Here is a 17061-nt window from a genome sequence, read left to right as displayed (position 1 = left end):
GTCGCGGACGTCTACCTCGGAACAAACTGCGGTACGACGTGACGTCCTGTCAACGGACAACTACGACTTATGTCAGGTCTTAGCTGATCAGCCGTCTACTTGATCAGGCGCAGGGCGAACGGGTACTTGTACGCCTGGCCCTTGCTGGCCGCCATCGCGGCCATGATCGCGAGCACGATCGCCAGGACCCAGATCGCGAAGAACGTGAAGAAGCCGACCAGCACGACCATCAGGATCGAGGAGGCGACGTACCCGATCGTGACGGTGATCTGGAAGTTCAGCGACTCGATCGCGTTGGCGCGGACGGTCGGCGACTGCTCACCCTTGACCAGCAGGACGATCAGCGGCGCGATGAAGCCGAGCACGATCGTGCCGATGTGCGCGACCAGCGACCAGGTGCGCTCCTCGTCGGGACGCAGCGGCTGCGGCGGCGGCGCCTGGTAATTCGGCCCGGAGTTCGGGCCGGCGGTCGGCGGCGTCTGGTTGAACGACGTCTGCTGGTACGGCGCCTGGCCCTCGGGCGCGTGTGGTGCTTGCGGAGCCTGATACGGCGGCTGCGAGCCGTTCTGTGGTTCGGTCATGACGGAACCGTAGAAGAGCGACGGCACCCAGAATGCCGAATTGCGCCAACGACCGCACACCTGTGCGCCTTCAGGCAGGCCTACCCAGGGCCGAGCAGTGGGAGCGTCGGCCGGCGGGGTGTCCCGAGCGTTTCGTAGCCGCGTTTGATCGCTTCCTGAAGCTCCGCCACCGACCACGGCCAGTCGTCGGTGTGCTTCAGCGCGTCCTCCAGCGACGTGCCGGCGTGGTGCAGCCCGGAGATCGTGTTGGCGATGGTGCCGAGATCATCGGCCTGCCGGCGCACGAAGTCCGGATCCACAACGGCACCATGCCCGGGGACCACCGTGGACGTCTCGGAGAACAGCCCGATCACCCGGTCCAGCGTGTCCGGCCACTCCAGCGGGAACGAGTCGTCGCCGTACGACGGTGGCGCGGACTCTTCGACCATGTCACCGAGGAAGAACACATCCACATCCGGTACGACGACGATCGCGTCGCCGGACGTATGGCCGTTGCCGAGGTGGAGCAGCTCGACCCGGCGATCGCCGAGCTCGATCACCTTCGCGACCGAGAACGTCGTACCGCTCAGGTCCTCCTGTGTGGCCGCGTTCTCGTGGAGGTAGACGGTTGCGTCGGTGAAGACGCTGTTGCCGACGACATGGTCGAAGTGGGCATGGGTGTTGACCACCCACCGGACCGGCTGATCGGTCAGCTCACGGATGTGTCCGCGAAGCTCCTCGGCCTGCTCGGTCGTGGCGCGGGTGTCGATCACCAGCGCGCCGTCCGATCCGACCACCAGGCCGACGTTCAGGTCCCATTCGTCGTATCGCCGAACCCAGCAACGATCCCCGACCTCGGCCCACGCACTCATGTCAGCGACCTTACCCGGGGAAGTTCCGGCTCATCTCTTGAGCCTGGTGGTTGACGACGTCTAAGGTCGCAAGTGTTCCGATAGAAACCTCGAAACTTTCGAAGGATGGCTGTCTTGACGCGAGCATTGGTGGTCCGGGGTGGCTGGGAAGGTCACGTCCCGGTCGAGGCGACCGACCTGTTCATCCCGTACCTGAAGGAGAACGGCTACGACGTCACCGTCTCCGACACGACCGAGAGCTACCTCGAGCTGGACGGCGTCGACCTGGTGCTGCAGTGCGTCACCATGAGCGAGATTCCGAACGAGCACGTCAAGGCTCTGGACGCCGCGGTCCGTCAGGGCACCGGGCTGGCCGGCTGGCACGGCGGCATCGCGGACTCGTTCCGGAACAGCGCCGACTACAACTTCATCGTCGGTGGGCAGTTCATCTCGCACCCGCACGGCTTCACCGACTACCGCGTCGACGTGGTCCCGGAGCAGTCTGGGCACCCGATCGTCGAGGGCATCAGCCACTTCGACGTGCACACCGAGCAGTACTACATCCACTACGACCCGACCGACACGGTCCTGGCCACCACCACGTTCTCCTCGCACCCGGACTACCCGTGGATCGAGGGCGCGGTGATGCCGGTCGTCTGGACCCGGACCTGGGGTGAGGGCAAGGTCTTCGTCTGCACGGTCGGTCACAAGCTGGACGACCTCGAGACACCCGCGGTGCGGACGATCATCGAGCGGGGGCTGCTGTGGGCGAGCCGATGACGGGCACAGTGACCGGGGTAGGCATCGTCGGAACCGGAGTGATCTCCGGCACGTACTTGGAGCACCTGGCCAAGCTCCCCGGCGTCGACGTGGTCGCTGTCGCGGACTTGGACGTCAGCCGGGCGCAGGCGATCGCCGACCAGAACCCGGGCATCCGCGCACTGTCCCCGGACGAGCTGTACGCCGCGGACGACGTCGACATCGTGCTCAACCTGACCATCCCCGCCGCCCACGCGCCGGTGCACCAGGCGGCGATGGAGGCCGGCAAGCACGTGTACGGCGAGAAGCCGCTGGCGATCGACCGGGCTGCGGCCGAGCCACTGCTGAAGTACGCGGCCGCCAACGACCTCCGGATCGGCTGTGCGCCGGACACCGTCCTCGGCACCGGCACCCAGACCGCACGGGCGGTCATCGACCGTGGTGACATCGGCGTACCGCACGCTGCGACCGCGTTCATGGTGACGCCCGGGCACGAGCTCTGGCATCCCGCACCGGAGTTCTACTACCAGCCTGGTGGCGGTCCGGTCCTCGACATGGGTCCGTACTACATGACCAGCCTGGTGACCCTGCTCGGACCGGTGCGGCGAGTCACGGCGCGAGCTGGCAAGTCCAAGGCCGAGCGTCAGATCCACACCGGTCCGCGAGCCGGTGTGACCTTCCCGGTCGAGGTGCCGACGCACGTGACCGGCGTACTCGAGCATGAGTCCGGTGCGCTGAGCACTGTGCTGATGTCGTTCGACGTGTGGGCCGGACGCCTGCCGCGGATCGAGGTGCATGGAACCGAGGGCAGTCTGTCGGTCCCGGACCCGAACGGGTTCGACGGCACGGTCGAGATCGCCACGGCCACGAACCGTGACTGGACCGAGGTTCCGGTCGCCGGTGGGTACGCCGGAGCCGGCCGCGGGGTCGGAGTGGCGGACATGGCTCGGGCGCTGCGCAACGGCGAACCACACCGGGCCAACGGCACCCTCGCGTTCCACGTGCTCGACGTGATGGAGTCTTTCGTGGACTCCGCCGTACAGGACCAGCCCTTGGATATTGCGAGCACTGTTGAGCGCCCCGCCGCCGTTCCGTTGGGAGCGTCACCCGAGACCGCCTAGACTGGCACTCTGAATGTTTGAGTGCCAAATACTCAGAGTGCCGAAGCGGAGAGGGTGGTGCGGGTGCTGGACGACCGCAAGCTGGATGTTCTCCGCGCCATCGTCGAGGACTACGTAGCGACCCACGAGCCGGTCGGCTCGAAGACGCTCGTCGATCGGCACAACCTCGGTGTCTCTCCGGCGACCGTGCGTAACGACATGGCTGCGCTGGAGGAGGAGGGGTACATCACCCAGCCGCACACCAGCGCCGGCCGGATCCCGACCGACGCCGGCTACCGGCTCTTCGTGGACAAGCTCAGCACGGTCAAGACCCTGACACCGGCCGAGAAGAAGGCGATCACCTCCTTCCTGGCCGGTGCGGTCGACCTGGACGACGTCGTACGGCGCACTGTCCGTCTGCTCGCCCAGATCACCCGCCAGGTCGCGATCGTGCAGTATCCGTCGCTGAACCGGTCGAGCGTGCGGCACATCGAGGTCGTCACGATGACTCCACGGCGGCTGCTGCTGGTGCTGATCACGAGCACCGGCCGGGTCGAGCAGCGGATCGTCGAGCAGCAGCAGGACGTGGACGAGCACCTGATCGCCGACCTGCGCTCCCGGCTCAACACAGTGCTCGCCGGTCAGCGCCTGACCGACGCGACCACCTCGTTGGCCCAGGTCGCGGACACGTTCGCGCCGGCCGATCGGCAGCTCGTCGCGGCGATCGTGACGACGTCGCTGGAGGCGTTCACCGACGAGGTCGGCGAGCAGCGGATCGCGGTCGGCGGCGCGGCCAACCTGACCCGGTACGGCGACGACTTCGAGCGGAACGTGAAGCCGGTGCTCGAGGCGCTCGAGGAGCACGTCATCCTGCTCAAGCTGCTCGGCGAGGCGACCAACCCGCAGACCCTGACGGTCCGCATCGGCCACGAAAACCCGTACGAGGGGCTCGCCACCACCTCGGTGGTCGCGACCACGTACGGGTCCAAGTCGGAGGCGCTGGCCACGCTCGGCATCGTCGGCCCGACCCACATGGACTACCCGAGCACGATGGGCGCCGTCCGCGCCGTCGCCCGCTACGTCAGCCAGATTCTGGCGGACTCATAATGAGAGACGCCCCCACCAACCCCTGGTCTGGAGTATGAGCACCGATTACTACGCCGTCCTGGGCGTCAGCCGTGACGCTTCACCGGACGAGATCAAGAAGGCGTACCGCAAGCTGGCCCGCCAGTACCACCCGGATGTGAACGACTCCGAGGACGCGCACCACAAGTTCCAGGAGATCGGCCGTGCCTTCCAGGTGCTGAGCGACCCGCAGAAGCGGCAGATGCACGATCTCGGCGGTGACCCGTTCGCGTCCGGTGCCGGCGCCGCAGGTGGTGCCGGGTTCGGCCAGGCCTTCACGTTCACCGACATCATGGACGCCTTCTTCGGCCAGACCGGCGGGGCGACCCGCGGGCCGCGGCCGCGGACCCGGCGTGGGCAGGACGCCCTGATCCCGCTGCGGATCGACCTGGCCGAGGCCGCCTTCGGGACGACCCGGGAGCTCAAGGTCGACACCGCGGTCCTGTGCCCGACCTGTTCGGGTTCCGGCGCGGCGGCCGGCTCCGAGCCGGTCACCTGCGAGATCTGCCACGGACGCGGTGAGGTCACCCACACGCAGCGGTCGTTCCTCGGCGAGGTGCGGACGATGCGCCCGTGCCCGAACTGCCGCGGTTTCGGCACGATCATCCCGAGCCCGTGCGTCGAGTGTGCGGGCGACGGCCGGGTCCGGTCCCGTCGTACCGTCACCGTCAAGATCCCCGGCGGCGTCGACAGCGGCACCCGCGTGCAGCTGTCCGGCCAGGGCGAGGTCGGCCCCGGCGGCGGCCCGGCCGGTGATCTGTACGTCGAGATCGAGGTCGAACCGCACGAGATCTTCACCCGCAACGGCGACGACCTGCACTGCACGGTCACGCTGCCGATGACGGCTGCCGCGCTCGGTACGACGATCGACCTGCCGACGCTCGAAGGTGAGACGACCCCGCTCGAGATTCTGCCGGGCACGCAGTCCGGGACGGCGCAGCGGCTGTCGGCCCGTGGTGTCCCGCGGCTGCGGCACGCGGGTCGCGGTGACCTAATCATCGAGATTGTCGTCGAGACCCCGACCAAGCTTGACGACGCCCAGGCGGACCTGCTCCGGCAGTTGGCCGGGGTGCGTGGCGAGGAGCGCCCGCAGGGACACGTCCAGGCCACGCACAAGAGTGTCTTCGGCCGCCTCCGCGACGCCTTCGGCGCCCACTAGATCCCATCCGGCCCCCGCGCGATGTCTCCCCCACCCCTCGACATTTCAGGGGCCGACCCCGCAATTGGTGGGTTGTCCCCTGAGATGCGCAGGGTGCAACCCACCATTTCAGGGGCCAGCCCCTCGGATGGTGGATGGCTCGGAGGCGGTCGGTAGATGAGTGTCGCCGTGTTTTTTCGTGCGGAGCTCGACGGGGACGAGTTGGTGCTCGGCGGCGCTGAGGGGCGGCATGCTTCTGTCGTACGACGGATCGGGCCGGGCGAGCGGATCCGGTTGACCGACGGGCGCGGGGCTTGGGCCGAGGGACCGGTGACGGTCGCGTCCAAGGCCGGGGTGACGGTTGGCGTCGACGAGCGGGGGAGTGTGCCGGCGGCCGAGCCGCGGTTGGTCGTCGTCCAGGCGTTGCCGAAGGGTGAGCGGGCCGAGCTGGCGGTCGAGATGCTGACCGAGGTCGGCGCGGACGTGATCGTGCCGTGGAACGCGGACCGGAGTCAGTTCCGCGCGAACCCCGAGCGGGTCGAGAAGACGCTGACCAAGTGGCAGGCGTGGGCGTTCGAGGCGAGCAAGCAGTCGCGGCGGTCGTGGTTCGCCGAGGTGACGCCGATCGCCACCACGGCCGAGGTCGCCAAACTGCTGAGCGATGCGGCTCTGCCGGTGGTGCTGCACGAGGAAGCCACCGTCCCGCTCGCCGGTCTCGACGTACCGGCTGGTGGCGACGTGGTGATCGTGATCGGTCCCGAAGGCGGGATCACGCCCGCCGAGCTGACCACGTTCGGCGTCGAGCCGGTGCGCCTGGGCGACACCGTTCTCCGCACCTCGACCGCCGGAGTCGCCGCCACAGCCGCCCTCCTGACCCACTCCCGCTGGCGCTAGTGGACCGCGCGGACTGAGTGGTCTCCGGGATGATGTCGTATCGCAGCGTTCCCGTTCGTGGAGTTGGTGCGGGGTCACCGTGGCCGCCGCGCCGAGAGCCGTGAACCGGTCCTCGTTCTGGTCTGACAGGAGACGACAGTGGCGGAGTATCTGATCAGCTTCAACGACGAGTGGGTGCCCGACCACACCGAGGCGGAGATCGGCGCGAAAGGCGTCGCCTCGCGCGCCGTGATCGACGAGCTGAAGGCCGCCGGCCTGTTCGTCTTCGGCAACGGGGCGCTCGACGCTTCGACCGTGGTCTGCAGCGTCACGGCGCGCGACGGCGAGCCGATCTTCACCGACGGGCCGTACGTCGAGTCCAAGGAACACCTGGGCGGCTTCGCCGTGATCGACGTCGCCGATGACGCCGCCGCGCGGTACTGGGCCGGCCGGCTCGCTGTCGCGCTGGACTGGCCGCAGGAAGTGCACCGGTTCCCCAACCCCGTCGGCTTCGACACCAAGGCCTGACGCGGCCTACTTGACCTCGATGATCTTCGAGTCGGCGTCGGAGATCGTGCCGTCGGCGTCGGAGATCAGGTAGGCCTCGATCTGCCAGGAGCCGGGGTCGAGCTTGAGCTCGAAGAGGTACGGCGCGAACTTCTGGCCCTGCTTGGTGTTCGTGAACCCCTTGACGACGGCGCGGGTCTTGAGGTTGGTGGCCTGGTAGTTGACGGTGGCCTCGAAGGCGTTGGCGCTGCCTTGGACCGTGACCGGGCCATCACCCAGCACTTGACCGTTCTCGGGGGAGTCGATCGAGACGAGGGCCTGGACGTCGGCCGCCTGGGCCCGGCCCAGCGGGGCGGAGGTGTCGATCTGGCCGAAGAGCTTCGCGCCGATCCGTCCTTGCTGGGTGATCAGGATCGGCATCGAGCCGCTGCCCAGGGCGCCCTGGACGGTGTAGACGAGCTGCTGCGCGGCGACATCCGCCAGGTCGGCGTCGAGCCTCGTGGACGGGAGCTGCTTGAAGTCGACCGTCACCATGTCCTTGCTCTGCAGGACCGAGCCGACCTCGGCGCCGCGCCAGACCGTGTAGTAGTCGGGGTCGGACGGCGACTTGGTCGTCATGATCCGGAGCGCCTGGACGGCCGGACGACCCGAGACCTTGGACCACGTGCGGTACAGGCGCGTGGTCGACCTCGCCTGCGCGCTCGGCTTCGGGCCGATGCCGCTCGTCCCGCCGGCGCGGTCGCCCAGCCAATAGATCGGTACGACGGCGCTCTTCACCGACTGCTCGGGTACGCCGGCGTCGGTCGGAGCCTTGGTCGCCACCTGAGTCGTCGGTGTGGCCAGGGTCGGACCCGGGGTCACGACGGGCGTTCGTGGCAGCTTCGACGACGGGACTCCGGTGGCCGAGGTCGTCGTACCGGCTCCGGCGACGGTGTCGCCGTCGTTCGCGGAGTCCTGCTGGCCGGTGAAGACGGTGAACGCGCCGATCGCCGCGGCGGTCCCGAGGGCGGCCACGCCCGCGGTGAGGACCCAGGGCCGACGAGCCGCGGGTCGGCGTTGGGCGTGCGCGCGAGCGCGGATCTCCGGCAGTGCGTCGGTCGGCTCAACGCGGTCCGCCTCCTCGGCCAGGGAGCGGCGCATCAGCTCGTCGAACGCGTCGTTCGGGTTGTCGTTCATGCGTTCCGCTCCAGGAGCTGGCGCAGCGACTTGGTCGCGCGCGCGGCGTGGCTCTTCACGGATCCCTTGCTGATACCCATCGTGTCGGCGATCTCGGCCTCCGAGAGGTCACCGTAGTACCGCAGCACCATCACAGTGCGTTGCTTCTCCGGCAAGGTGCGCATCGCGTCGATGACCCGGTCGGTCTCGGCCGTCCGCAACGCCGCGTGCTCCGCGCTGGGCTCGTCCGGCAGGGTCCGTGGCAGGTGTTTGTCCACCACGACCAGGTGACGCTGCCGGGAGCGGCAGCGATTCACCACTGCGGTCCGCAGGTAGGCGAGGGCCTTGTGGGGGTCGCGCAGCCGGTGCCAGCGGCCGTGCATCGCGACGAACGCGTCCTGCACGATCTCCTCGGCCGCGCCGACGTCGCGCAGCAGCAAGGCGCCCAGGCGGACCAGCGACGTGTAGTGCGCCGTGTACACAGCCGTCAGCGCCTCGTCGGCATCCCACGAGGACTCAGGTGTCACGCACTCTTCGTACACCACGGCCGGTTGTGCCACGACACGATGACGCGAAGGCGGCCTTGCAGGTTGACAACAGGCGGGCCCGAATCGGGGCGTCGCGGGTTATTACGAGTGAGGCTGTCGGCGCGGGAGGCTAGCATGGGGTAGTTCGCATCATCGGCATCAGGAGGGAACAGGCTGTCCAGGCCACGCAGTATCGACTCGGAGGCGCGTGACAACGCCACCGCCGGCGCGCAGGCGTCACACAAGATCGTCGTGCCGAACAGCATCGACATGGTGGCCCTGCTCGGAGCCCGGGACGAGTTCCTCCGCATCGTCGAGAAAGAGTTCGCCGCCGACATCATGGTCCGCGGCAACGAGATCACGCTGAACGGCGAGCCCGCCGAGCTGGCCCTGGCCGAGCGGCTGATCGACGAGCTGATCGCCGTCGTCCGGACCGGTCACGGCCTGACCGCGGACTCGGTCGAGCGCAGCATCGCGATGATCAAGTCCGCGACCGCCGAGAGCCCGGCCGACGTGCTGACGCAGAACATCCTGTCCAGCCGCGGCCGCACGATCCGGCCGAAGACGCTGAACCAGAAGCGCTACGTCGACGCCATCGACAAGAACACGATCGTCTTCGGCATCGGCCCCGCCGGTACCGGCAAGACGTACCTGGCGGTCGCGAAGGCCGTGCAGGCGTTGCAGGCCAAGGAGGTCACCCGGATCATTCTGACCCGGCCGGCCGTCGAGGCCGGTGAGCGCCTCGGCTTCCTGCCCGGCACGCTGTCGGAGAAGATCGACCCCTACCTGCGCCCGCTGTACGACGCTCTGCACGACATGCTCGACCCGGAGTCGATCCCGCGGCTGATGACGGCCGGCACGATCGAGATCGCGCCGCTGGCCTACATGCGTGGGCGGACGCTGAACGACGCGTACATCATCCTGGACGAGGCGCAGAACACCTCGCCCGAGCAGATGAAGATGTTCCTCACCCGGCTCGGGTTCGGCTCGAAGATGGTTGTCACCGGCGACGTCACCCAGGTCGACCTGCCGACCGGGACGAATTCGGGTCTCCGCGTCGTCCAGGACATCCTCGAGGGGGTCCAGGACCTGACGTTCTGCCGGCTCACCTCACACGACGTCGTCCGGCACAAGCTGGTCGGCCGGATCGTTTCGGCGTACGAGAACTACGAAGGCAGTGCGGACTCCACCAGATGAACGTCGAGGTCAACAACGAGTCCGGCGTCGACATCGACGCGCACGGACTGATGCGGCTCAGCCGGTTCGTGATGTCGTCGCTGCGGCTGCATCCGGAATGTGAGCTGTCGATCAAGCTGGTCGACGAGGACACGATGGCCAAGTATCACGTCGAGTTCCTGGATCTTCCGGGTCCGACCGACGTGATGTCGTGGCCGATGGACGAGCTCCGCCCCGGGTCCGCGGACACCGGCGACGACTCGGATCTTCCGCTCGGGCATCTGGGTGACATCGCGCTCTGCCCGACCGTCGCGGCCGCGCAGGGCGCGAAGGCCGGCCACGGTACGTGGGCCGAGCTGGAGCTCCTCACCGTCCACGGCATCCTGCACCTCCTCGGCTACGACCACGCCGAACCCGCCGAAAAAGCAGAAATGTGGGACGTCCAAGGCCGCCTCCTAGAAGCATGGCGCGCCCCGGGAAACCGGTTAGGGCAGGAGTGACGTTGCTGTGACCTCCCACGACCTTGTTCTTCTGGTTGTGGCTGCGGTGCTTGTCCTGTTGGCCGGCTTGTTCGCCGGTGCCGAGGCGGCACTGTCGTCGTACTCCAAGGTGCGCGCGAACGAGCAGGTCGAGCAGGGCAACCTGCGCGCGGTTCGGTTGCGCGATCTGCTCTCCGACGCCCCGCGGTACCTGAACTCGCTGCTCCTGCTCCGTCTCAGCTGCGAGATCACCGCGATCGTGCTCGTCACGCAGGCCCTGTCCGGCGTGCTCGAGGTCACCTGGGAACACATCCTGATCACGGCGGTGGTGATGGTGCTGGTCTCGTACGTGATCATCGGCGTCGCGCCGCGCACGCTCGGCCGGCAGCACTCGGACCGGTTCGCGATCGTCTCGGCCGGTCCGGTGATGGCGTTGACCCGCATCCTCGGTCCGCTGCCCAAGGTGCTGATCATGATCGGCAACGCGCTGACACCGGGCAAGGGATTCGCCGAAGGCCCGTTCGCGACCGAGGCCGAACTGCGCGCGCTGGTCGACTACGCGGAGAAGTCCGCGGTGATCGAGTCCGGCGAGCGGCAGATGATCCACTCGGTCTTCGAGCTGGGCGACACGATCGTCCGCGAGGTGATGGTGCCGCGGACCGACATGGTCTACATCGAGCGGCACAAGAAGCTCCGCCAGCTCACTTCGCTGGCGCTGCGCTCGGGGTACTCGCGGATCCCGGTGATCGGTGAGTCGCTCGACGACATCCTCGGCGTGGTCTACCTCAAGGACGTGATGCGCCGCGTCTACGACAATGCGTCCGCCGAGTCGACCGAGCGGGTCGAGTCGGTGATGCGGCCGTGCATGTACGTACCGGACTCCAAGCCGGTCGACGAGCTCCTGCGCGAGATGCAGGCCGCCCGGATGCACCTGGCGATCGTCGTCGACGAGTACGGCGGTACGGCGGGACTCGTCGCGATCGAGGACATCCTCGAGGAGATCGTCGGCGAGATCACCGACGAGTACGACGAGGACCCGGACTCGGTGCAGGAGCTGTCCGACGGCGCGTACCGGGTCTCCAGCCGGCTCCCGATCGACGAGCTCGGCGAGCTGTTCGGCGTACCGCTGGACGACGACGACGTCGACACCGTCGGCGGGCTGATGGCCAAGCTGCTCGGCAAGGTCCCGATCCCCGGCGCCGAGGTGGAGCTCGAAGGGCTGTCGCTGACGGCCGAGCGCCCGTCCGGCCGCCGCAACCAGGTCGGTACTGTGCTGGTACGACGGGGAGACCCCGCCACCACCCCGCAGGACCAGAACCACCAGCACGCCTGATCCACTCCGCACCTGCCCACCTACTCACTCAGAACCATCACCGGTTCAGCTTGTTGTTCTGTTCTTTGGAGTATTTCTTGTCAGACCTCTCGGCCGAAGACGCCAAACTCGTCACACTCGCCCGCGCGGCCCGTGCTCGGACCCGCGCCGCCGAGGGCGCCGCCGTCCGAGACACCGACGGCCGGACGTATTCCGCCTGCACAGTCGCGCTGGACACCGTCCAGCTGACCGCGCTGCAGCTGGCCGTGGCGATGGCGCTCTCCTCCGGGGTGAAGGGTCTGGAAGCCGCGGCGATCGTCACCGAGGCGGACTCCGCCGACCCGGGCGTCGTCCGCTACTTCGCCGGCGCCAACATTCCCGTAGTCCGCGCCAACGGCGCCGGAGAGGTCCTCGATGTCGTCAACACCTGAGCCGTTCAAGTCCGGTTTCGCTTGTTTCGTTGGCCGCCCCAACGCCGGCAAGTCCACCCTCACCAACGCTCTGGTGGGGAAGAAGATCGTGATCACGTCGTCGAAGCCGCAGACCACGCGGCACGCCGTGCGTGGGATCGTGCATCGCCCGGACGCACAGCTCGTCCTCGTCGACACGCCAGGTCTGCACAAGCCGCGCACGCTGCTCGGCGAACGGCTGAACGACGTGGTCAAGACCACCTGGGCCGAGGTCGATGTGATCGCGGTCTGCCTGCCGGCCAGCGACAAGATCGGGCCGGGCGACCGGTTCCTGGTCGGCGAGGCCGCGAAGGTCGCGAAGACCCCGAAGGTCGCGCTGGCCACCAAGGCCGACCTGGTCGAGCCGGACCGGATGCTCGAGCACCTGTCCGAGATCCAGGCGCTGGGGGAGTCGGCCGGGATCGAGTGGGCCGCGATCGTCCCGGTCTCGGCGACGTCGGGTTTCCAGGTCGACGTGGTCGCGGACGAGCTGGTCAAGCTGCTCCCGGAGGGCTTCCCGCTCTACCCGGACGGCGACATCACCGACGAGCCCGAGGAGACGCTGGTCGCCGAGCTGATCCGCGAGGCCGCGCTCGAAGGGGTCCGGGACGAGCTGCCGCACTCGATCGCGGTCACCATCGACGAGATGGGCCTGCGCGAGGACCGGCCGGAGGACAAGCCGCTGCTGGACATCTACGCGAACATCTTCCTCGAGCGCGACAGCCAGAAGGGAATCGTGATCGGCCACAAGGGCGCCCGGCTGCGCGAGGTCGGCGCGGCCGCCCGCCAGCAGATCGAGGCCCTGCTCGGTACGCCGGTCTACCTCGATCTGCACGTGAAGATCGCCAAGAACTGGCAGACCGACGCCAAGCACCTGAGGAAACTCGGTTTCTGATGAGCCTGCGTAACCCGGTGTACGCCGCTTTGACCGGTCCGCACTCCACCTTCGCCGAGGTCCGTGGCAACGCCCGGCGGTACCCGACGGCGGTCGCGCCGTTCCTCGGTCTGCCCGACGACCCGACCGGTCAGGACTGGGCCGACGCCGCCGTTCTCCTCGGCACCGGATCCTCGGCCGCGCTGATCCGGCCGGATTTCGCCGTTCCCGTGCCGTTCAAGCTCGACCGCCAGTTCGACCTGGTCCAGTTCGTCGCGCCGCCGACGTTCGGGGTTCCTGACGACGAGGCGGTCGTGCTCGGGCCGGACGACGTACCCGAGATGCTCGCGCTCGTGGCGCTGACCGACCCCGGTCCGTTCCGCTCCCGCACGATCGAGTTGGGGACGTATCTCGGCATCCGCCGCGACGGTGACCTGATCGCGATGGCGGGGACCCGGTTCGCCCTGCCCGAGTACACCGAGATCAGCGCCGTCTGCACGCACCCGTCGTACCAGGGCCTTGGCTTGGCGAGTCGCCTGCTCCGGGCTGTTGCCGCCGGCATCGAAGCGACCGGGCGAACGCCGTTCCTGCACACAGGTGGGACCAACACCGGCGCGATCCGCCTCTACACCAAGCTGGGATTCACGCTGTCGAACGAGATGAAGGTCACGCTCGTCGAACTGGTGTAGAACATTTCGAGCCGACCCTAAAGGGTGCCGGAATGCCCCCGGCGGGACGCTACCGTCGGGCCTCGATCTCGAGTCGTTCGAGACTGAGAGCTGGAGGGGAATTCCTTGAAGACAGTGCAGCGAATCGCGGTCGCCGCAGCGGGGATCGGCATGCTGGTCACGAGCGCAATGGCCGCGCCGGCCGTCGCGGGCGGCAAGCCGGAGCCGAGGGCAGCGTTGGCAGCCAGGCACATCGCCGAGGCGAGGACGCAGTCGTCCGCCGCAGCGGAATGCATCCAGAGTGTCGGTTGGGTCAACGCAGCGGCGCAGCAGACCGAGGCGTACGTGACGCCGGGTAAGCCGCCGAGCGCGGTGGCCTATCCGCCGATCCCGTTCGTCGGCATGCGGAGCTCCGCGAGCTGGTACATCGTGGTCAACTCGACCGGTACGACGGCCTACGAAACCGGCCTGTTCCTGCAGGGCAGCAATCTGTACCGGGTCACCAACTACCTGTCCACGGAGCGCCTGATCTTCTCCAAGGTCGGCACCGGCTGGGGGAGTTTCAAGACGATCGCCACGTCGAACTACACCGTGGCCAAGCCGCGGCACACGTACCTGTACGGCCTGAACTCCGACGGGAACGTGTACCGCTACGCGGTGAACGGCAACACCTTCAAGGCGCTGGGCAAGTTCGGTGGGTTCGCTAAATTCAAGACGATGACGGTGATCGCCGAGAACCCGTCGTACGACACGTTGCTGATGACAACCAACGCCGGCGCCCTCTACACGATCCGGATCCCGGTCACCGCGACGGCCAAGCCGGTGGTCAAGCTGATCCGCTCCGGTGGGTGGCAGAACTTCGAATCGCTGCTGGTGGAAAGCTGCGGATTCAAGGGCGGCTTGCTGATCACCGCCATCGACCGTGACACCAAGACCGGGTACCAGTACGCGATGAGCAAGGCGACCGGCGCCACGACGCAGCTCACCGGGTACGGCAAGATCCCGGCCGGCGACGCGTTCAACGGCGTCTTCGACGGTGTCGCCGACTTCGCGATCACGACGTACTACTCGCAACTCGTCAGCGAGTGACCTTTGCAACTAGGTGCAAGGACAGTTATCTGCTCCTCGCGCCAGCTATAGTCACGCTCGATCTCGAGTCAGTCGAGATGATCAGTCTCTGGAGGGGGACTCCTTGAAGAAGATGCAGCGCTTCGCGCTCGCTGTCGCGGGCATCGGCATGCTCGCCGCCACGGCGGCGACCGGTCCGGCCGTCGCACAGAACGACCCCAAGCCGTCCGCGGCCGCCAAGCTGGCCGACCAGGTCAAGGCGGCCCAGTCGAAGGCGGGGCAGTCGAAGAAGGCAAGCGCCACCCCCGCGGACACCTGCTTCTCGTCGGTCGCGTGGGTCACCGCCGCCGGCCAGGTCGGCCAGGCCGACATCACGCCGCAGAAGCCGCCGAAGCCGCCGACGTCCAGCGGTTACGTGCCGTACCCGTTCGTCGGTGTGCGGGCGTCCGCGGCCTGGTACCTGAACTTCAACTCGACCGGTACCCAGCTCTACATGACCGGTCTGTTCCTGTCGGGCGCCAACCTGTACCGGCACACGACGTACATCGACGACGCCGGCTTCCACCCGGGCGTGCTGAAGGTCGGGTCGGGCTGGACGAGTTTCAAGACTATCGCCACGTCGAACTACAGCGTTGCGAAGCCTCGGCACTCGTACCTGTACGGCCTGAACTCGGACGGCTATGTGTACCGGTACGTCGTGAACGGCAACACCTTCAAGGCGTTGGGCAAGTTCGGTGGGTTCTCGAAGTTCAAGACGATGACGGTGATCGCCGAGAACCCGTCGTACGACACGTTGCTGATGACCACGAACGCCGGTGCGCTCTACACGATCCGGATCCCGATCACCGCGACGGCCAAGCCAGTCGTCAAGCTGATCCGCTCCGGTGGGTGGCAGAACTTCGAATCCCTGTCCGTGCAGGGGTGCGGTGAGAAGGGCGGCTTGCTGATCACCGCCATCGACCGTGACACCGACACCGGATACGAGTACGCGATGAGCAAGGCGAACGGCGCCGCGACGGCGCTCACCGGGTACGGCAAGATCCCGGCCGGGGAAGACTTCACCGGAGCCTTCGACGGCACCGCCGAGGCCGCGATCACGACCTACTACGACCAGTTGGTCAGCGAGTAACCAGGTAGTCAGCGAGTAACCAGGTAGTCACTGAGGGCCCGGGAACGCCGTTCCCGGGCCCGTTGTCACGGCCGCCGAAGCGGTATGGTCCCGAATCATTGCAATTAGCTGCAAATACACCCATTCGGTCCCCAGCGCCAGCTATAGTCGCCCTCGATCTCGAGCACGTCGAGACAATCGGTCTCTGGAGGGGGACTCCTTGAAGAAGATGCAGCGCTTCGCGCTCGCCGTCGCGGGCATCGGCATGCTCGCAGCGACCGCTACAGCAGGCCCGGCCATCGCCGGCAACGACCCGAAGCCGTTCTCACTGGACAAGTTTCCGGCCCAGCTGAAGGCGGGTCAGCCGCAGAAGGCCTCGGCCGCGGCGGACGCATGCATTCAGACAGTCGGCTGGGTCACTCCGACGGGCACGGCTCCTTGGGTCGACGTCACGCCGGCCAATCCGCCGAAGCCGCCGATCTCCTCCGGCTACGCGCCCTACCAGTTCGTCACCGCCCGGGCGTCCGCGAGCTGGTACCTGGTCTACAACGCGGCCGGGACCCAGCTCCACATGTCCGGCCTGCACCTGCAGGGCGGCAACCTGTACCGGCAGACGACGTACCTCTACGCCGACGACACCGTCAAGGCGACCGTCGCGAAGGTCGGGTCGGGCTGGACGAACTTCAAGGCCATCGCCACGTCGAACTACGTGCTGACGAAGCCCCGGCACTCGTACCTGTACGGCCTGAACACCGACGGCTTCGTCTACCGGTACGCGGCGAGCGGCACCGGGTTCAAGGCGCTGGGCAAGTTCGGTGGCTTCCGGTCGTTCAAGACACTGACGGTGATCGCCGAGAACCCGTCGTACGACACGTTGCTGATGACGACGAAGGCCGGTGCGCTGTACACGATCCGGATCCCGATCACGGCGACGGCGAAGCCGGTCGTCAAGCTGATCCGCTCCGGTGGGTGGCAGAACTTCGAGTCGCTCGTGGTGTTCGGGTGCGGTGACAAGGGCGGCGCGCTGATCACGGCGATCGACCACGACACCGACACCGCGAACCTGTACGCGATGAGCAAGGCGAACGGCAAGGCGACGGCGCTCACCGGGTACGGCAAGATCCCGGCGTCCTCGAACTTCAACGGTGTCTTCGACGGCACCGCCGACGCCTCGGTCACGGGCTACTACAACCAGCTCGTCAGCGAGTAGTCAGCTAGCTGGAAAGGTCGGGGGGCGCCGGTCGCGGCGGCCCCCCACGCAGGTGAGAGCGGCGTGGGGTTTCTCAGGGTGCGCCCCACCCTGCGGGTGTTGAGCTGCTCGTTTATTACGAT

Annotated in this window: 19 protein-coding genes; 15 read left to right on the top strand and 4 right to left on the bottom strand. The window is 67.6% G+C overall.

Annotated elements, in window-relative coordinates; genetic code table 11:
- Nucleotides 1–95: 95 nt before the first annotated feature.
- Nucleotides 96–581 carry a DUF4870 domain-containing protein gene (locus ACWF4Z_RS36830; RefSeq protein ID WP_452247859.1) on the bottom strand — a complete coding sequence of 162 codons (486 nt, stop codon included), beginning with the start codon at nt 579–581 and terminating at the stop codon, nt 96–98.
- 80 nt (nt 582–661) lie between these two features.
- A complete protein-coding gene (locus ACWF4Z_RS36825) occupies nt 662–1432 on the bottom strand; it encodes an MBL fold metallo-hydrolase (protein WP_452247858.1) in 771 nt (256 codons plus the stop codon).
- A gap of 105 nt (nt 1433–1537) precedes the next feature.
- On the opposite strand from ACWF4Z_RS36825, the gene ACWF4Z_RS36820 reads away from it, so the two are divergent.
- From ACWF4Z_RS36820 to ACWF4Z_RS36795, 6 genes are all read left to right on the top strand, one after another.
- Nucleotides 1538–2191: a ThuA domain-containing protein gene (locus tag ACWF4Z_RS36820; protein WP_452247857.1), complete on the top strand. Its 654-nt coding sequence runs from the start codon at nt 1538–1540 to the stop codon at nt 2189–2191.
- Nucleotides 2188–3291 carry a Gfo/Idh/MocA family protein gene (locus tag ACWF4Z_RS36815; protein ID WP_452247856.1) on the top strand — a complete coding sequence of 368 codons (1104 nt, stop codon included), beginning with the start codon at nt 2188–2190 and terminating at the stop codon, nt 3289–3291. Before ACWF4Z_RS36820 ends, ACWF4Z_RS36815 begins: the two co-directional genes overlap by 4 nt.
- 63 nt (nt 3292–3354) lie before the next feature.
- Nucleotides 3355–4377, top strand: coding sequence for a heat-inducible transcriptional repressor HrcA (gene hrcA, locus ACWF4Z_RS36810; RefSeq protein WP_452247855.1), 1023 nt, complete (start codon nt 3355–3357; stop codon nt 4375–4377).
- A 34-nt stretch (nt 4378–4411) separates the two neighbouring features.
- On the top strand, nt 4412–5554 hold the full coding sequence (dnaJ, locus tag ACWF4Z_RS36805; protein WP_452247854.1) for a molecular chaperone DnaJ: 1143 nt from the start codon (nt 4412–4414) through the stop codon (nt 5552–5554).
- Nucleotides 5555–5710: 156 nt separating this feature from the next.
- Nucleotides 5711–6427 carry a 16S rRNA (uracil(1498)-N(3))-methyltransferase gene (locus ACWF4Z_RS36800; RefSeq protein WP_452247853.1) on the top strand — a complete coding sequence of 239 codons (717 nt, stop codon included), beginning with the start codon at nt 5711–5713 and terminating at the stop codon, nt 6425–6427.
- A gap of 138 nt (nt 6428–6565) precedes the next feature.
- On the top strand, nt 6566–6934 hold the full coding sequence (locus ACWF4Z_RS36795; protein WP_452247852.1) for a YciI family protein: 369 nt from the start codon (nt 6566–6568) through the stop codon (nt 6932–6934).
- Nucleotides 6935–6940: 6 nt separating this feature from the next.
- Here the strand turns inward: ACWF4Z_RS36795 and ACWF4Z_RS36790 are convergent, their stop codons facing one another.
- A complete protein-coding gene (locus tag ACWF4Z_RS36790; protein WP_452247851.1) occupies nt 6941–8089 on the bottom strand; it encodes a Gmad2 immunoglobulin-like domain-containing protein in 1149 nt (382 codons plus the stop codon).
- Nucleotides 8086–8595 carry a SigE family RNA polymerase sigma factor gene (locus tag ACWF4Z_RS36785; RefSeq protein ID WP_452247850.1) on the bottom strand — a complete coding sequence of 170 codons (510 nt, stop codon included), beginning with the start codon at nt 8593–8595 and terminating at the stop codon, nt 8086–8088. The genes ACWF4Z_RS36790 and ACWF4Z_RS36785 overlap by 4 nt, the downstream gene beginning before the upstream one ends.
- Nucleotides 8596–8865: 270 nt before the next feature.
- On the opposite strand from ACWF4Z_RS36785, the gene ACWF4Z_RS36780 reads away from it, so the two are divergent.
- The 9 genes from ACWF4Z_RS36780 (at nt 8866) to ACWF4Z_RS36740 (ending at nt 16939) form a co-directional block, all read left to right on the top strand.
- The gene (locus ACWF4Z_RS36780; RefSeq protein WP_452247872.1) at nt 8866–9792 is read left to right on the top strand and encodes a PhoH family protein; all 927 of its coding nucleotides are present in this window, start codon (nt 8866–8868) and stop codon (nt 9790–9792) included.
- Nucleotides 9789–10271, top strand: a complete 483-nt coding sequence (gene ybeY, locus ACWF4Z_RS36775) for an rRNA maturation RNase YbeY (RefSeq protein WP_452247849.1) — start codon at nt 9789–9791, stop codon at nt 10269–10271. Before ACWF4Z_RS36780 ends, ybeY begins: the two co-directional genes overlap by 4 nt.
- 7 nt (nt 10272–10278) lie before the next feature.
- Entirely contained in the window at nt 10279–11583 is a 1305-nt protein-coding gene (locus ACWF4Z_RS36770) for a hemolysin family protein (RefSeq protein ID WP_452247848.1), read from the top strand.
- 77 nt (nt 11584–11660) lie between these two features.
- A complete protein-coding gene (locus ACWF4Z_RS36765) occupies nt 11661–11993 on the top strand; it encodes a cytidine deaminase (protein ID WP_452247847.1) in 333 nt (110 codons plus the stop codon).
- Complete coding sequence (gene era / locus ACWF4Z_RS36760) at nt 11977–12906, top strand: GTPase Era (protein ID WP_452247846.1); 930 nt, start codon at nt 11977–11979, stop codon at nt 12904–12906. The genes ACWF4Z_RS36765 and era overlap by 17 nt, the downstream gene beginning before the upstream one ends.
- Complete coding sequence (locus ACWF4Z_RS36755; protein WP_452247845.1) at nt 12906–13574, top strand: GNAT family N-acetyltransferase; 669 nt, start codon at nt 12906–12908, stop codon at nt 13572–13574. The genes era and ACWF4Z_RS36755 overlap by 1 nt, the downstream gene beginning before the upstream one ends.
- 114 nt (nt 13575–13688) lie before the next feature.
- Nucleotides 13689–14642 carry a hypothetical protein gene (locus ACWF4Z_RS36750; RefSeq protein ID WP_452247871.1) on the top strand — a complete coding sequence of 318 codons (954 nt, stop codon included), beginning with the start codon at nt 13689–13691 and terminating at the stop codon, nt 14640–14642.
- Between the two features lie 112 nt (nt 14643–14754).
- Nucleotides 14755–15750: a hypothetical protein gene (locus ACWF4Z_RS36745; protein WP_452247870.1), complete on the top strand. Its 996-nt coding sequence runs from the start codon at nt 14755–14757 to the stop codon at nt 15748–15750.
- Between the two features lie 208 nt (nt 15751–15958).
- Nucleotides 15959–16939 (top strand): hypothetical protein, encoded by a 981-nt coding sequence (locus tag ACWF4Z_RS36740; RefSeq protein WP_452247869.1) that lies wholly within the window; start codon nt 15959–15961, stop codon nt 16937–16939.
- The last annotated feature ends 122 nt before the right edge of the window (nt 16940–17061 follow it).

The sequence above is a fragment of the Kribbella sp. NPDC055071 genome, from assembly GCF_053608045.1.
Note: the sequence above shows the minus strand (reverse complement) of the source record. Positions and strands in the feature narration are given on the sequence as shown.

What these genes read in the sequence shown, in the direction of transcription:
- ACWF4Z_RS36830 (WP_452247859.1), bottom strand. Translation starts at nt 581, where the DNA reads ATGACCGAACCACAGAACGGCTCGCAGCCGCCGTATCAGGCTCCGCAA.
- ACWF4Z_RS36825 (WP_452247858.1), bottom strand. Translation starts at nt 1,432, where the DNA reads ATGAGTGCGTGGGCCGAGGTCGGGGATCGTTGCTGGGTTCGGCGATAC.
- ACWF4Z_RS36820 (WP_452247857.1), top strand. Translation starts at nt 1,538, where the DNA reads ATGGCTGTCTTGACGCGAGCATTGGTGGTCCGGGGTGGCTGGGAAGGT.
- ACWF4Z_RS36815 (WP_452247856.1), top strand. Translation starts at nt 2,188, where the DNA reads ATGACGGGCACAGTGACCGGGGTAGGCATCGTCGGAACCGGAGTGATC.
- dnaJ (WP_452247854.1), top strand. Translation starts at nt 4,412, where the DNA reads ATGAGCACCGATTACTACGCCGTCCTGGGCGTCAGCCGTGACGCTTCA.
- ACWF4Z_RS36800 (WP_452247853.1), top strand. Translation starts at nt 5,711, where the DNA reads ATGAGTGTCGCCGTGTTTTTTCGTGCGGAGCTCGACGGGGACGAGTTG.
- ACWF4Z_RS36790 (WP_452247851.1), bottom strand. Translation starts at nt 8,089, where the DNA reads ATGAACGACAACCCGAACGACGCGTTCGACGAGCTGATGCGCCGCTCC.
- ACWF4Z_RS36780 (WP_452247872.1), top strand. Translation starts at nt 8,866, where the DNA reads ATGGTGGCCCTGCTCGGAGCCCGGGACGAGTTCCTCCGCATCGTCGAG.
- ybeY (WP_452247849.1), top strand. Translation starts at nt 9,789, where the DNA reads ATGAACGTCGAGGTCAACAACGAGTCCGGCGTCGACATCGACGCGCAC.
- era (WP_452247846.1), top strand. Translation starts at nt 11,977, where the DNA reads ATGTCGTCAACACCTGAGCCGTTCAAGTCCGGTTTCGCTTGTTTCGTT.
- ACWF4Z_RS36755 (WP_452247845.1), top strand. Translation starts at nt 12,906, where the DNA reads ATGAGCCTGCGTAACCCGGTGTACGCCGCTTTGACCGGTCCGCACTCC.
- ACWF4Z_RS36745 (WP_452247870.1), top strand. Translation starts at nt 14,755, where the DNA reads ATGCAGCGCTTCGCGCTCGCTGTCGCGGGCATCGGCATGCTCGCCGCC.
- ACWF4Z_RS36740 (WP_452247869.1), top strand. Translation starts at nt 15,959, where the DNA reads ATGCAGCGCTTCGCGCTCGCCGTCGCGGGCATCGGCATGCTCGCAGCG.